Source organism: Streptomyces sp. CB01635 (genome assembly GCF_002803065.1).
Lineage (GTDB): Bacteria > Actinomycetota > Actinomycetes > Streptomycetales > Streptomycetaceae > Streptomyces.
Map to the genome: position 1 here is coordinate 323,899 of NZ_NNBL01000004.1, position 14,477 is coordinate 338,375.

Below are 14,477 nucleotides of genomic sequence, written 5' to 3' on the forward strand. Positions count from 1 at the left end.
CTGCCCACACATCGATTGCCGGACGGTTTCTCTTGGCTGAGTTCATCTACACCATGCGCAAGACGCGCAAGGCGCACGGCGACAAGGTGATTCTGGATGACGTCACCCTGAACTTCCTGCCCGGCGCGAAGATCGGTGTCGTGGGTCCCAACGGTGCCGGTAAGTCCACGGTGCTGAAGATCATGGCGGGCCTCGAGCAGCCGTCGAACGGCGAGGCCTACCTCTCGCCCGGGTTCAGCGTCGGCATCCTCATGCAGGAGCCGCAGCTCGACGAGTCGAAGACGGTCCTGGAGAACGTGCAGGACGGCGCCGCCGACACCATGAAGAAGCTCCACCGCTTCAACGAGGTCGCGGAGCTCATGGCGACCGACTACTCGGACGCCCTCCTCGAGGAGATGGGCAGGCTCCAGGAGGACCTGGACCACGCCAACGCGTGGGACCTGGACGCGCAGCTCGAGCAGGCCATGGACGCCCTGGGCTGCCCGCCCGGCGACTGGCCCGTCAACAACCTCTCCGGTGGCGAGAAGCGCCGCGTGGCGCTGTGCAAGCTCCTCATCGAGGCCCCCGACCTGCTGCTCCTCGACGAGCCCACCAACCACCTCGACGCCGAGTCGGTGAACTGGCTGGAGCAGCACCTCTCCAAGTACGCGGGCGCCGTGGTCGCCGTGACCCACGACCGCTACTTCCTCAACAACGTCGCCGAGTGGATCCTCGAGCTGGACCGCGGCCGCGCGCTCCCCTACGAGGGCAACTACTCGACGTACCTCGACAAGAAGGCCACGCGCCTCAAGGTCGAGGGCCGCAAGGACGAGAAGCGCGCCAAGCGGCTCAAGGAAGAGCTCGAGTGGGTGCGGTCCAACGCCAAGGGGCGCCAGACCAAGTCCAAGGCCCGTCTCGCCCGCTACGAGGAGATGGCCGCCGAGGCGGACAAGATGCGGAAGCTGGACTTCGAGGAGATCCAGATCCCGCCGGGCCCGCGCCTGGGCAGCATCGTCGTCGAGGTCGAGAACCTCTCCAAGGCCTTCGGCGACAAGGTCCTCATCGACGACCTGTCGTTCACGCTGCCGCGCAACGGCATCGTCGGCGTCATCGGTCCGAACGGCGCGGGCAAGACCACGCTGTTCAAGATGATCCAGGGCCTCGAGACGCCGGACAACGGCTCGATCAAGGTCGGCGACACGGTCAAGATCTCCTACGTCGACCAGAGCCGCGCCAACATCGACGCCAAGAAGACCCTCTGGGCCGTCGTGTCGGACGAGCTCGACTACATCAACGTCGGCCAGGTCGAGATGCCGTCGCGCGCGTACGTCAGCGCCTTCGGCTTCAAGGGCCCGGACCAGCAGAAGCCGGCCGGCGTCCTGTCCGGCGGTGAGCGCAACCGCCTCAACCTCGCCCTGACGCTCAAGGAGGGCGGCAACCTGCTGCTCCTCGACGAGCCGACGAACGACCTCGACGTCGAGACCCTGTCGTCGCTCGAGAACGCGCTCCTCGAGTTCCCGGGTGCGGCCGTGGTCATCTCCCACGACCGCTGGTTCCTGGACCGGGTCGCCACGCACATCCTCGCCTACGAGGGTGACTCCAAGTGGTACTGGTTCGAGGGCAACTTCGAGTCGTACGAGAAGAACAAGGTCGAGCGCCTCGGCGCGGACGCCGCGCGCCCGCACCGTGCCACGTACAAGAAGCTGACGCGAGGCTGATCGTGCGTCACATCTACGCCTGCCCCCTGCGCTGGTCGGACATGGATGCCTTCGGGCATGTCAACAACGCTGTCTTCGTGCGGTACTTGGAAGAAGCGCGGATCGACTTCATGTTCCAGCTGGCGCCCGGGGACGGGTCGCCGTCGTTCTCCGGCGGGTCCGTCGTGGCCCGCCATGAGATCGACTACGTACGCCCGCTGGTGCACCGACACACGCCGGTCACCATCGAGTCGTGGGTGACGAAGATCAGCGCCGCATCGCTCACGATCGCGTACGAGATCAAGGACGAGGACCAGCTCTACGTGCGGGCCTCGACCGTGGTCGTGCCGTTCAACCTGGAGGCGCAGCGGCCCCGGCGGATCACCGCCGAGGAGAAGGCGTACCTCAAGGAGTACATGGACGACAGCGCCGACAGCGGCTCGGGGGCGCTGGCCGCATGACGGCACCCGTGCTGCACTTCGCCGACGCCGGGGAAGGGGCGGACCTCGCCGCCTTCCTCGGCCGGCTCGTGCACTACGACCGGGCCGCCGCCGTGCGGCTCCAGGCGGGCGGACAGGCGCTTGCCGTCTTCGGTCGGCCGCCGTCGTTCGAGGTGCTCGCGATCCGCACGGCGCGCCTCCTGAAGCCGTACGAGTACGGGCTCGACAGCTCGCTGGACGTGACCGTGTCGGCCGGTGAGCTGCTCGAGTCGATCGACGAGCGGGCCGGGAGCGCGCGCGTGCCCGCCGCGGTGACCGGTCCTCCGTGGGCCGGTGTCCTGCCCCCGCGCGGCGGCTGGGAGCTGGTTCCCGGCTTCCCGGACGTGGACGTCGTACGCGGGCTCGTACGGGCCGCGGTCGCAGAGTTCAAGGCGCGGGTCGACGAGCTGGCTCCCGATGCGCGCACGCGCGCCGAACTGGACCGGACCGGGCACGAGATCTGGTCGCGGACCATCGGCGACACCGGGGTTCCGGTGCGGGCCGCCCACGCGGCCCAGTCCCTCGGATTCCTCCGCGGGGACGCGCTCGACCTTCTCAGCAGCGGCTCGTGGCTGCGGCTGCGCACGGCCTACGGCTCCGTGGCGCTGCGGCGCAGCAACGGGATCTCCGGCCTCTCCGTGTCGCCCGTCTGACGGCCGCGCTAGACACCTGCCTCCCGGTTCGGATCAGGATCAGCCCGGCTCGGTGTCGTCCGGCCACACCCCGATGTGGTCCTCCTCCAGCTCCAGGAGCACCCGGTCCCGCATCCCCAGCGCCCGCGTGTGGTCCGCGGGGAGCTGGAGCCTGCCCGCACGGTCGAGCATCGCGTACTCCCGCGAGATCAGGGACTCCTGGCCCGTCGCCGCGTCGACCTCCGTGCGGCGCAGGACCTCCGTCGAGGTGCGGCCGTCGCGGATGGCGACGGTGCGGCGGACCTCGGAGGCGACGGTCTGGTCGTGCGTGACGATCACGATGGTCGTGCCCAGCTCCTCGTTCGCCGTGCGGAACGCGGCGAAGATCTGCTCGCCCGTGTGGGAGTCCAGCTCGCCGGTCGGTTCGTCGGCGAGCAGGACCGACGGCTCGTTCGCGAGCGCCACCGCGATGGCGACGCGCTGCTGCTGGCCGCCCGACAGCGCCTGCGGACGCCGGTCGCGACAGTCGCCGACGCCCAGCAGATCGAGGAGTTCCACGGCCCGCCGGGACTTGTGCGAGCGCTTGGTGCCGCCCCTCAACTGCATCGGGAGCGCCACATTCTGGGCTGCCGTCAGATAGGGGAGCAGATTGCGGGCCGTCTGCTGCCAGACGAAGCCGACGATGTCCCTGCGGTAGCGCAGGCGCTCCTTCGCGCCCATCGTGAGCAGGTCGCAGCCCGCGACCTTCGCCGCTCCCGCCGTCGGCTCGTCGAGCCCCGCGAGGATGTTCATCAGCGTCGACTTGCCGCTGCCCGACGCGCCGACGAGAGCCATCAACTCGCCCTCGCGCACCAGGAGATCGAGCCCCTGGAGCGCCTGTACCTCGACGCCGTCGGTGGAGAAGATCCGCACCAGCCGGTCGCAGGTGATCAGGGCGTCATGGCCGTACGCGGGCTGGTCGCGGCGGTCCGCGGCGCGCCGTTCGAGATCGGCGAGGGTGGGGTCCGTGGTGGTCATGAGGTCTCTCCCGGTGTCCCTTCGGCCCTCGCCGTGGCTGATCCTGTTGCTGCCGTGAGGCCGTGGTCGTATGCCGGCCGCCCGCATCGGTTCATGACGTTTCCCCCGCTCTCAACTCCCGTACGAATCCCCGCCGTCCGGTCCACCAGGCCTGACCGGCCGCCACGGCCGTGGCGAGCAGGACGACGCACAGCGCGGGCAGCAGGAGCGACAGGGCGTCGGTGCGCAGCTGTGCCACCGGGCCCCCGCCGCCCGCCGACGCCAGGGCCAGCCCCGTCAGGTCGAGGCCCGGCGCGAGGAGCCGGATCGCGGCCCACCCCGTGAGGGCGCCGCCCGCCGCGGCGAGCACGGCCTGGGGGAGCGCTTCGAGGATCAGGAGGCGGCGGGCCTGCCGGCGGGTGAGGCCCATGGTGCGCAGGCGCGCGAGGAGCGCGGTGCGTTCGGGGGCAGCGCGTGCCAGGGCGAGAAGCAGGGTCAGGGCCGCGTACCCCGCGCCGATGACGACGGCCGCCGAGTAGACGCGGGCGGCGCCGGTCTGGAGGGGCGAGTCGACGTACCGGGCGCGTTCGGTGGCGCGCAGCCGCACCGACACCTCGGAGCCCGCGGCCTTGCGCAGGGCGGGCCCGTCGATGTGGTCGCCGGTGACGAGGAGGGAGGTGGGGAGGTAGCGGGGTGCGATGCCCTGGTTGGCCTTCTGGTCGACACCGACCCGGCGGGCCAGGGCCGCCCGGTCGACCACCAGGAAGTCGTCGGACAGCGCGGGCGTGGTCGTACGGACCGCGGAGACGCGCAGCACGATGTCCTCGCCGTCCATCAACAGCGAGAACGGCCCGGTCCCGAAGACGTCCCGCATCGAGGGGGAGGCCAGTACGGGGAGCGGGGACGCGGCGGTGCCGGGCCGCGCGGCGTTCGTCGTCAGGGCTCCGGCGGGGAACGCCCCGAGGTCCGTACGGGCGGCCAGGCGCGCGTACGACGCGGTGTCCACGGCCGCGAGCGGAACCTGACGCCGGCCGTCCTTCGGCTCGGCGTCGTACCGCAGCGTGAGCGGCGACACGTCCCGCACCCCGGGGATCTTCCTGACCTGTCCGGTGAGGGCGGTGGGCAGCGCGGAGCCGGACTCGACGCGGGCGTCCGCCCCGGTCGCGAGGACCGCCGCCCGGTCCCGCTCGTGATCGATCCCCGAGAGGACCGAACCGCCGAACGCGGCCGTCGTCAGCGCCGTGAGCAGCGCGAGCAGCGGGAGAACCGCCGTACCGGCACCGGCCGTCGCGCGGCCCGTCCTCGCGAGCGACAGATAACCGACGACGCCGCGCAGCCGGCCTGCCGGGCGGGCCAGCCAGCGCAGCGGCAGCGGATACACGCGCACGAGGACGAACGCGGCGACGACCCCGACCAGGACCGGCGCGAGCGCGACCAGGCTGTCCCCGCCGTCGGCCGTCCCCCGGCGGCGCAGCGCCACGATGGACGCGACGGCCAGGACGAGCAGGGTGAGTTCGGCTACCGTGCGGCGGCGCGAGGGGCGGGCGTGGGCGAGGTCGTCGCGCGCGCCGCCCACCTGGACGCGGCGGTGCGCGGCGGCGGCTCGCAGGGGCAGCGCGAGGCACGTGAGCAAGACGGCCCCGGCGACCGCGAGCACGGCGGGCTGCCAGCGGCCGTGCCGGACCGCGACCAGCGCGAGCGCGAGTCCGGCGGCGCCCGCGGGCACCGCCACGACCGCCGTCTCGGCGAGCAGCCGCCCGGCGAGCCCGCGCACCGAACCGCCGCGCGAACGCAGGACGGTGAACTCGGCACGGCGCCGCTCGGCGGCCAGGCCACCCGCCATCAGGAGCACGATGCACGCGACCGTGCCGGTGCCGTACGCGGCGACGGAGACGACCGGGCCGATGCGGGACCGCAGTTCCTGGTAGCCGGTGATGAACTCGTCGAGTCCCGTGGCGACCTCGGTGTCGCCGCCCGTGGCCACGCGCACCGCGAGCAGACCCGGGCCGTTCTCCGTATAGGCGAGAGCCGACTTGAGGGCGGGCATGGTGCGCGCATCGAGGGAGCCCAGGTCGGGCGCCAGCTGCCAGAATCGCTCGGGGTCGCCGGCCGTGCCGAGCAGCGCGGGCGCCGCGTCGGGCGCGAGGAGGAGCCCGCCGACCCAGAAATCCGACGGAGGTCTCCCCTGGGTCTGGTGCAGCGACGGGGCGGCGAGGGCCGGAGCGGCCGCCCAGTACGACGCCTTGGGGTCCCGTACCTTGAGGACACCGGTGATGCGCACGGACACGTAGCCCTTCATCACGGCGGGCACATGGATCACCGAACCGGGCTTGATGTGCAGCGCCTTCGCGGTCGCGGCCGTCACCGCGCCCTCCACCTCGGTCGTCTCCCAGGTGACCTCGCCCGCCGCGCGCGGCAGCCGCCCCGCCGCGACCGTGCTGTGCCGGGCGAGGCCGCTCTGCGCGGAGAGGGTGAACTCGGCGGGCAGCCCGTCGGGCCGCGGCAGCCACCTGTCGGTGGCCGCCTTCAGCAGCGTGGTGGTGCGCAGCCCGTACGAGGACTGCGCCCTGTCCACGGCGAGCGGCGCGCGCAGGGAGTCGAGGACGTCCTCGTACGCGGTGTTCATGGACTCGGAGCGCATCATCTCGTCCCGAGCGACCGACTCCTGTTCGGAGCCGGCCTCCGCGGTGAGCGTGAGGACGGTGCGCGGGGGCGCCTCGGCCGAGACCGCGTGGCGCAGGCCCGCGTCCTCGTAGTCCTCGACGGCCCGCGGGAACACGGCGGCCAGGAAGGACGTGAGGGCGACCAGGAGCGCGAGCGCCCAGGAGGCGCCGGGCGCGGTGCGCAGACGGGTGCGCACCCAGGGGGCGACGGTCGGTGGCGTCATGTCACTCACTCCCCTGGCGGCGCAGTGTGATGGCGGCGTCCGGCGGCCGGCGCAGGGCGAGGCCCGCGGTGATCAGGGCGGGCGTCACCGCGACGCCTGCGAGGAGCAACAGGACCTGTCCCCACGGCAGTTCGACCAGGACCCGGGGCATCGGCTGGATGGCCTGCCCGGTCAGTACGACGAGCGGCACGACGGCTCTCGTGAGAAACGTCCCGAGGGCCAGTCCCACCAGGAGGGCGAGCGCGACCAGGATGCCCTGCTCGGCGGCGACGAGGCGGGCGAGCCGGCGCCGGGGCGCGCCGAGCGCCCGCAGGATCGCGAACTCGTTGCCGCGCTCGCGCATCGAACCCGCGGTGTTGACGGCGAACCCGACCGCGGCGAGGAGAGCGGCGGCGACGGCGGCCGCGGCGAGCGCCGACTGCGGTCCCGCGCCGAGCGGGTCGTCGCGCAGCGACTCGGCGATCTCGGACCGCACGACGACCTGCGCCGGCTCGGCGTCGGGGCGGGCGCGCAGCGCGGCGGCGGCCTCGGCACTGCGGCCGGGCTCGGTGCTCAGCCACCACTCGCCGGGCAGGGCGGGCTCCTTGTGCCGGTCGGTGAGCGCTCGGTTCAGGGCGCGCAGATCGAGCAACAGGGCGCCCCCGTCGGCGGCCTTGGGGCCGGCGTCCGTCCCGGCCGTGGTGTCGGCCCCGGCCTCGGGTCCCGTGGTCGGCAGGGCGCGTACGCTCGCCGAGATCCGGACCTTGAGGGGCGAGCCGCTGACGGGGACCGCGACGGTGGACCCGACCTTCGCGCCGGACGAGCGCAGGAAGCGGTCGGTGGCCACGGCCGTGACCTCCTTGACCGCGGGTCGCTTCGCGGTGAGCCGGACGCTCATGCTGGGCGGCGCCCCGAACGGGATGGTCAGCGGATTGAGCCGCCCGGTGTCGAACCCGACGGACACCTGGCCGTCCGACCGCCGTTCGAGCACCGGGGCGCCGGGCCGGGTGCCACCGTCTTCTTCCGAGCCTCCCTGCGCGGTCGCCCGCCACCGCGTGCCCAGCTTCAGCGACTGCTGCGCCCCTGCCGCGTTCACGGACCGCAGTCCCTCGAACGTCAGGCGGTGCTTCACCGTCGTGGTGACGGGCTGGTCGATGTCGAGGGCCAGGCCGGTCAGGGTCAGCGGGGTCGCGGGCCGTTCGAGGGAGATGGAGCCGCCCCCGCCGAGGCTCATGGCGAGCCGATGCGCGCGCCCGTCGGCGGGCAGGTCGTCCAGGAACAGCTGGTACGGGATTCCGTAGCGGTCCTCGACGGTCGCGGTGACGCTGCCCTTCACATCGGACGGCGAGGCGTCGTGCGGACGGGCGGGCGTGCTCAGGCGCAAGGTGAGGGAGGCGCCGGTCGCGTCGGCGGGCAGAAGGACGCCGGGGGAGCGGTCGTGGCCGCCGGTGCGCAGCGATGACAGCAGCCGCGAAGGGGACTTCTCCGACAGGTCGTCGCGCAGCATCAAGTGGTCCGTGGCGTGCGCCGTGTCGAGGGCCAGGAGCGTCGCTTCCCGGCCTCCGCTCAGGGGCATCGTGGCGCGCACGGCGGGCGCCGCGTCCCGTACGCCGGGAGCCGCCGCGTAGACCCCGGCCTGGCCGAGCCCGCCTCCCGGGGCGAGGACGCGGAGGGAGGCGCCCGCCCGGAAGTCCGCCTGGTCCTCCTGCGAGCGGTTCCAGGACGCTCCCTGCCCGATCGCCAACATGCCCATGGCGACCGCGAGTACGAGGAGCAGGACGGGGCCCGCGCCGCGCAGCGGGCGGCGGCTGAACTGCCAGCCCGCGAGCGCCGCCGGCAGTCCGCGCCCGCCGGCCGCGCGGCGCTCCGCGAGCCTCGCGGCGGGCGGCAGCAGCCGCAGCGTCAGGACCGTACCGGCGAGCAGGGCCAGGGCGGGGGCCGTGACGAGGAGCGGGTCGATGCCGAGGGTGCCCGAGGTGTTGCTGCTGAGCGCGCCCGAACCGGACGTCTGCCGGTCCAACTGCCAGTACGCCACGGCCGCGATGACCAGGAGGCCCACGTCGGCGCCCGCCCGCAGCGGCGCCGGCAGCGACCTGGCGCGGCCGCGCCCGGGACCTGCGGCGCTCAGCGAGGGCACCGTCACGGCGAGCGCGCAGCCCACCGCGACCGCCAGGGCGACGAGCCACACCCCGCGGCCGGCCTCGACGTCGAGCCGCAGCCCGATCCGCGACAGGGCACCCCAGGAGGACAGCAGCCGGATCAGCGGGCCCGCGAGGAGCGGCGCGCACACGGCCGCGGGCAGCGCGAGCAGCAGCGCCTCGATCGCCGCGAGCGAGGTCACCCGGGCCCGCGAACCGCCGCGCGCCCGCAGCATCCACGTCTCGCCTGCCCGGTCCGTGCTCAGCAGCCGGGCGACCAGGAGCAGCGTGTACGTGGCGAGCAGGACGAGCTGGAGCGCGACGATGAGGAGGGTGGAGCGGGAGACGAGCAGGGCGCGCTCCGCCCGGTCGAGGGTCTCCGGCAGCGAGGTGTTCACCCCGGTCGTGCCGGCGAGCGCCTTCTCGCGCAGGAGCGCCTTGGTGCCTTCGCGGGCGCCGGTGCGCAGCGCGTCGATGTCCGCCGTCGTCACCGACGAGAAGTCGGCGGACGCCAGCCAGGCCGACTTCCCGGCGGAGACCCGGCCGGCCGCGAGGACGGAGGGGGCGGTGAGCAGGGGCCCGTACGTCGTGAAGGAGATCTTCTGGATGCCGCGGCCGCCGAGGTCGTCGAGCTTCCAGTAGGGGGCGGTCGGCCGGACGGGCCGGTACACGCCGGTGAACACGACCGACACCGTGGGGCCGCCGAGGCGGTCCTTCAGCGTGAGCTTGTCGCCGGGGTGCAGCTTCAGCTGCCGGGCGGCGGCCTCGGGGAGCGCAGCCTCGACGGGCGCCCTGGATCCGTGTGGCGCCGTGGATCCTTGCGCCGCCTTGGGGGCGCGGCCCTTCGTGATGCGGACCTCGCCGCGCTCCAGCGCCGCGAACTGGGTCAGGTCGGGGTTCCCGGAGCGGGCGGCCGGCGGCTGGAGCGAGCGCGGCAGCGCGTACGGGCCCGACCTCATCAGCGTCTGCACGCTCACCGGCAGCCCGCCGAAGATGTCCCGCGCTCCCGAGCGGACCGCGGCGTCCGCCGCCTCGCGGCCCTCGGCGGGCACATCGGCCTTGACCGTCAGCGCCGTGGTCGCGGCGTCGCGAGTGCGCAGGCTGTTCCGCAGAGCGGCGTCACCGATCGCGCCCGAGAAAGCGCTGAGCATCGCGAGAACGGACGTCGTCAGCAGGACCGCGAGAAGCGCAGCGGTCAGGAGCAACCGGTGCGCGCGCACCCTGAGTAGGACAAATCCCGACACCCCTGCCCCCGTACCCGCTCTGCGCCGCACATCCCCCGAAAGTCTGTCCGGATGCTTTCAGAGCGAACGGAGTTGGGGAAGGGGTTTGAACCGGATATCGGCGGCGCCACATCGGATAACGGCGCATCGGACAGCGGCGTATCAGCCCGCCGTGTTCACCATCGAAGCCGCGGCATACGTCAGGTAGTTCCAGAGCGTGTGCTCGTGCTCCTCGGACAGGCCGAGCTCGTCGACCGCGGTCCGCATGTGCCGCAGCCACGCGTCGTGCGCCGCCCGGTCCACGGAGAACGGCGCGTGCCGCATCCGCAGACGCGGGTGGCCCCGGTTGTCGCTGTAGGTGCGGGGACCGCCCCAGTACTGCATCAGGAACAGCGTGAGGCGCTCCTCGGCCGGACCCAGATCCTCCTCCGGGTACATCGGCCGCAGCAGCGGGTCCTGGGCGACCCCCTCGTAGAAGCGGCGGACCAGGCGCCGGAAGGTCTCCTCGCCGCCGACCTGCTCGTAGAAGGTCTGCTCCTGAAGCGTGCCGCGCGGAATCTCGGTCACGTCGGTGGGCCTCACAACTCTCGCTCGGGTCACCCCGATGCCATTCCGGCCGGGGGTCCCGGGGTGGTCCCCCGGGAAGTGCAGCACGTGTCCATCGTCTCAGACGACCGGGACGAGGACTTGAGGCTTAGGCCCTGCCCGCCGGCCTTGCCCTTCCAGCACCGGAGTACACCCCGGACGGGGGCTCGCTCTTACGCCCCAGGCACAGCACAGTGGACGTATGGGCGCACAAGGCACGGACCCGGAGGCGGGAGCCGAGGCGGCGCGGGCCGCGCTCGTGCGGGAGATCGCCGTGAGCGGGGCCTTCGACGGCGACCCGGCCTGGCGCGAGGTGTTCGAGCAGGTCCCGCGCCATGTGTTCGTGCCCTACTACTACCTTCCGGCGCCGACCGGCTATCGGCGGCTGTGGCGCGAGGACCCCGACCCGCGGCAGCGGGAGCGCTGGCTGCGCGGCGCCTACGCCGACGAGCCGCTCGCCACCCGGGTCCGCGACGGGGAACTGGTCTCGTCCAGCAGCCAGCCGTCCCTGATGGCACGGATGCTCATCGAGCTGGACGTACACGAAGGGGACCGCGTCCTGGAGATCGGCGCGGGCACCGGCTACAACGCCGCGCTGCTCGCCCGCCGCGCAGGCGACGAGAACGTCACCACGGTAGATCTGGACCCGGAGATCACCGAGACCGCGCGCCGGCACCTCGCCGCGGCGGGCTTCCGGCCCGCCGTCGTCACGGGCGACGGTGCGACCGGCTGCCCCGAGCACGCCCCGTACGACCGGATCATCGCGACCTGCGCGCTGCGGGCCGTGCCCAGCGCCTGGCCCGCGCAGTGCCGGCCGGGGGCGCGCATCCTGGCGCCCCTCGCGACCGGTCTGATCCTGCTCACGGTGCGCGAGGCCGGCCACGCCGAGGGCCGCTTCCTGCACACGCCCGCCTACTTCGTGCCCCTGCGCGGCGGGACGCAGGGCGAGGAACCGGTGCAGCACATCGGCGGGCTGCCCCGCAGGGTCCTCGCCGACGAGCTGTTCCGGTTCCTGCTCTCGCTGACCGCGGGCCGGCTCGACCCGCACGAGGCCCTCGCCCTGTGGGAGCGGGAGGGACGGCCCGTGCGGGAACGGTTCGGCATCACGGTCAGCGGCGAGCTCGAGTGGGCCTGGCTGGACGACCCCGAAGGGCCGTACGCCTGGTCACTGCGGCCGGACCGGATGTAGACGCAGAGGGGCTAGCCCCGGTGGATCGTGATCGTCGTCCAGGCGCCCACGTGCACCCGGTCGCCGTCCTGGAGCGGCACGGGGACGAAGGGCTGGATGGGCTCGTCGCCGCCGTTGACCGTGGTGCCGTTCGTCGAGTTCTGGTCGACGACCGCCCATGATCCGTCCGGTTGCTGTACCAGCACCGCGTGCTGATGCGAGACGCCCGGGTCCTCCGGCGGCACCGACAGATCGATGTCGGGGGTGTCGCCCGTGGAGTGGCGGCGACGGCCGATCGTCAGCTGGTTCCCGGTGAGCCGGCGCTGCTGCTCGGGCGAGTACGCGGGCAGGTTCAGGCCCGAGGCCTCGGGCCCGCTGCGGTGCATCATCGCCATGAAGTACTCACGGTCCGGGCCGATCGTCGCGCTCCAGGAAACCGGCTGCTGCTGCTGGAAACCCTGGGGCGCCTGAGGGGCCTGGGTCTGCTGCGGCGGCGGGAAGCCCTGCGGGCCGCCCGGCGCCTCGGTCGCACCGGGACCCGGACCCTGCTGCGCCGGGGCCGACGGGGGTGAGAGCACCCAGTCGTCACCGCCGCCGAAGGACGGACCCGAGGGACCCGGGGGACCCTGCGGGCGGCCGGTCTCCTGCGGGAACGCGGGCGGGGCGGGCGGACCCGGCTGCTGGAATGCCTGCGGGGCCGCGGGCGGACCCGGCTGCTGGAATGCCTGCGGGGCCGCCGGCGGACCTGGCTGCTGGAATGCCTGCGGGGCGCCACCCGTGCGGGGACCCGGCGGGGGCGGCGGGCCCTGCGCCGCGTCGCCGCCGAACGGCGGGATCGGCTCGGCGGGCCGGTTCATCTGCGAGGGCCGTGAGCCCTGGTACTCGAACGAGTCACCGGGACCGGGCGGCTGCTGCTGGAAGCGGAGCGCCGGGTTCGGGCCGACGGGCCCCTGGCCGGGACCTTGACCGGGGCCGGGCATCGGCGGGTTCGGCGCGGCCGGCGTGTAGGACGTGGCCGTGTTCGTCAGGAAGTTCCACCGGCACTCCTCGCAGAACGGCGCGCCGCCCTCACGGGGCGTGCGGCACTGCGGGCACAGCTCGGGGCCGGCGCCGGGCGGCGGCGGAGCGGACTGCCCCGCGTTGGCCGGCGGCGGGTAGCCGTAGCCGGGAGGCGGGGTCTGGCCACCCTGGGGGTAACCGTAACCGGCGGCCGGGGGCGGCGGCGGAGGGGGCGGGGGTACGGCACCGGCCATGCGGTGACCGCAGACCTCGCACCAGTCGTCGGAACCCGACTGGTGTCCGTTCGGGCAGGTCGGCATGTCGGCGCTTCCCCCTCCGTTACTTCGCTACGTCATCACTTCTTGACACGGACAGTCTTCGTGGACCGGGTCTCGAGGGTCATTTCGTCAGCCTCGGCGACCTTGGCCTTCAATCGAACAGTACCTTCCGCGGCGTCGACCACGTCCACCACCTTCGAGAGCAGTTTGGCCGTATCCGCGTTCCCGGAGGCCGCGGCGAGCTGCACCGCGCGCCCCAGCTTGGCCGTCGCCCCGTCCGCATCGCCTGCTTTGCGGGCATCCAGACCCTGCTGGATGACCTGTGCCAGTTCCGCCTGACCCGTGTAGTGCGCGACCTGCGGATTGATCGACGTGGACGCCGTCATGTCGTCCGTCCACACGGCCCGTACGAGTCCCTGCGCCAGGTTCTGCACGCCGCCGTCGGCACCCGGGATCACCAGCGAGACACGGCCCGCCAGCATCTCCTGGCCGAGCTCGGCGTTGGGGACCTGGACGCAGACGTGGTAGTCGCGGGACTCGTCGCCCCACGAACCCGTCGGGTAGTCACCCGCGCGGGGCCCCACCTCGAGGCGACGGTCCGTCAACTCCTCGACGGTGGGCGCCACTTGCTTCACGAACTTGATCTCGGCGCCGAGCGGCGTCCACAGCCGCAGCGCGACGTCCGCGACCTCCTTGCCCATCGCCGTCTCCATCATCCGCGTGAAGTCGGCGGCCAGGCCTGCCGGGTCCGCGACGATGTCGGCGCTGCCGAGCATGGCCGAGGCGATCCCCGTGACCTCCTTGACCTCCCAGTCCGTCCCCACGCCGCGCGCGTCGCACGTGAAGCGGCCCGTGCACGCGTCGAGCGCGGCCTTCAGGTCCTCGGGCGACTCGTGCTCGTTGCGCCCGTCGGTCAGCAGGATGCCGTGCCGTATCGACACGTCGGCGGCGGACAGGAGCCGGTCGGCGAGGCGCAGCCAGGTGCCGATCGCGGTGCCGCCGCCCGCGGACAGCTTGCGCAGGGCCTGCTTGGCCTGGTCGCGGGTCTGCCCGTCGGCGACCGCGAGCCGGCCACCTCCAGGGAAGACCTCCTTCGCCACATGCGTCCCGCCGATCACGGCGAAGTGCACACCGTCGCGCAGGGTGTCGATCGCGGCGGCGGTGGCGTCACGGGCGTTGCGCATCTTCGTCGGCGGGTAGTCCATCGAGCCCGAGCAGTCGACCATCAGCGCGACCGCCGCGTCGGCCCCCCGGCCCGCGGCGTAGAACTGCGGAGCGGCCACCGCGCCGCCGCCCGTCGACGTCACGGTCACGATCGCGTTGACCTCGCGGCCGCCCTCCGGCAGGAACTCGTTCTGGTAGACGTCGACCGAGAACTGCGGAGCGTTCGGCTTAGAGAACTTGGCCATGGTTGTTGGTCCCCCCTGCACCTTCGTG

General features: G+C 73.2%; 10 protein-coding genes. 4 read left to right on the top strand and 6 right to left on the bottom strand.

What is annotated here, in order from left to right:
• Positions 1 to 32 precede the first annotated feature (32 nt).
• Genes ettA through CG723_RS16455 form a run of 3 tightly spaced genes read left to right on the top strand, consistent with a single transcriptional unit; the run spans position 33 to position 2,808 of the window.
• Positions 33 to 1,697, top strand: a complete 1,665-nt coding sequence (gene ettA / locus CG723_RS16445; RefSeq protein ID WP_100594144.1) for an energy-dependent translational throttle protein EttA — start codon at positions 33 to 35, stop codon at positions 1,695 to 1,697.
• Positions 1,697 to 2,137 carry an acyl-CoA thioesterase gene (locus CG723_RS16450; protein WP_100594323.1) on the top strand — a complete coding sequence of 147 codons (441 nt, stop codon included), beginning with the start codon at positions 1,697 to 1,699 and terminating at the stop codon, positions 2,135 to 2,137. Before ettA ends, CG723_RS16450 begins: the two co-directional genes overlap by 1 nt.
• The gene (locus tag CG723_RS16455) at positions 2,134 to 2,808 is read left to right on the top strand and encodes a hypothetical protein (RefSeq protein WP_100594145.1); all 675 of its coding nucleotides are present in this window, start codon (positions 2,134 to 2,136) and stop codon (positions 2,806 to 2,808) included. Before CG723_RS16450 ends, CG723_RS16455 begins: the two co-directional genes overlap by 4 nt.
• Before the next feature lie 39 nt (positions 2,809 to 2,847).
• Here the strand turns inward: CG723_RS16455 and CG723_RS16460 are convergent, their stop codons facing one another.
• The 4 genes from CG723_RS16460 to CG723_RS16475 all read right to left on the bottom strand — a co-directional run bounded on the left by CG723_RS16460 (position 2,848) and on the right by CG723_RS16475 (position 10,577).
• Positions 2,848 to 3,804, bottom strand: coding sequence for an ABC transporter ATP-binding protein (locus tag CG723_RS16460; RefSeq protein ID WP_100594146.1), 957 nt, complete (start codon positions 3,802 to 3,804; stop codon positions 2,848 to 2,850).
• Between the two features lie 91 nt (positions 3,805 to 3,895).
• Complete coding sequence (locus tag CG723_RS16465; RefSeq protein ID WP_100594147.1) at positions 3,896 to 6,670, bottom strand: FtsX-like permease family protein; 2,775 nt, start codon at positions 6,668 to 6,670, stop codon at positions 3,896 to 3,898.
• 1 nt (position 6,671) lies between these two features.
• Positions 6,672 to 10,031, bottom strand: a complete 3,360-nt coding sequence (locus tag CG723_RS16470) for an FtsX-like permease family protein (RefSeq protein ID WP_100594148.1) — start codon at positions 10,029 to 10,031, stop codon at positions 6,672 to 6,674.
• A gap of 141 nt (positions 10,032 to 10,172) precedes the next feature.
• Positions 10,173 to 10,577: a globin gene (locus CG723_RS16475; protein ID WP_100594324.1), complete on the bottom strand. Its 405-nt coding sequence runs from the start codon at positions 10,575 to 10,577 to the stop codon at positions 10,173 to 10,175.
• Positions 10,578 to 10,797: 220 nt separating this feature from the next.
• Here CG723_RS16475 and CG723_RS16480 point away from each other — a divergent pair, with 220 nt between their 5' ends.
• Entirely contained in the window at positions 10,798 to 11,784 is a 987-nt protein-coding gene (locus CG723_RS16480) for a methyltransferase domain-containing protein (protein WP_100594149.1), read from the top strand.
• A gap of 11 nt (positions 11,785 to 11,795) precedes the next feature.
• Here CG723_RS16480 and CG723_RS16485 read toward each other — a convergent pair whose 3' ends face one another.
• Positions 11,796 to 13,082 carry an FHA domain-containing protein gene (locus CG723_RS16485; protein ID WP_100594150.1) on the bottom strand — a complete coding sequence of 429 codons (1,287 nt, stop codon included), beginning with the start codon at positions 13,080 to 13,082 and terminating at the stop codon, positions 11,796 to 11,798.
• A gap of 35 nt (positions 13,083 to 13,117) precedes the next feature.
• Complete coding sequence (locus CG723_RS16490; protein ID WP_100594151.1) at positions 13,118 to 14,449, bottom strand: vWA domain-containing protein; 1,332 nt, start codon at positions 14,447 to 14,449, stop codon at positions 13,118 to 13,120.
• Between the last annotated feature and the right edge of the window lie 28 nt (positions 14,450 to 14,477).

Excerpts from the sequence above, each read along its gene's own strand:
- CG723_RS16455 (WP_100594145.1), top strand. The coding sequence starts at position 2,134 with ATGACGGCACCCGTGCTGCACTTCGCCGACGCCGGGGAAGGGGCGGAC.
- CG723_RS16460 (WP_100594146.1), bottom strand. The coding sequence starts at position 3,804 with ATGACCACCACGGACCCCACCCTCGCCGATCTCGAACGGCGCGCCGCG.
- CG723_RS16465 (WP_100594147.1), bottom strand. The coding sequence starts at position 6,670 with ATGACGCCACCGACCGTCGCCCCCTGGGTGCGCACCCGTCTGCGCACC.
- CG723_RS16480 (WP_100594149.1), top strand. The coding sequence starts at position 10,798 with ATGGGCGCACAAGGCACGGACCCGGAGGCGGGAGCCGAGGCGGCGCGG.
- CG723_RS16485 (WP_100594150.1), bottom strand. The coding sequence starts at position 13,082 with ATGCCGACCTGCCCGAACGGACACCAGTCGGGTTCCGACGACTGGTGC.
- CG723_RS16490 (WP_100594151.1), bottom strand. The coding sequence starts at position 14,449 with ATGGCCAAGTTCTCTAAGCCGAACGCTCCGCAGTTCTCGGTCGACGTC.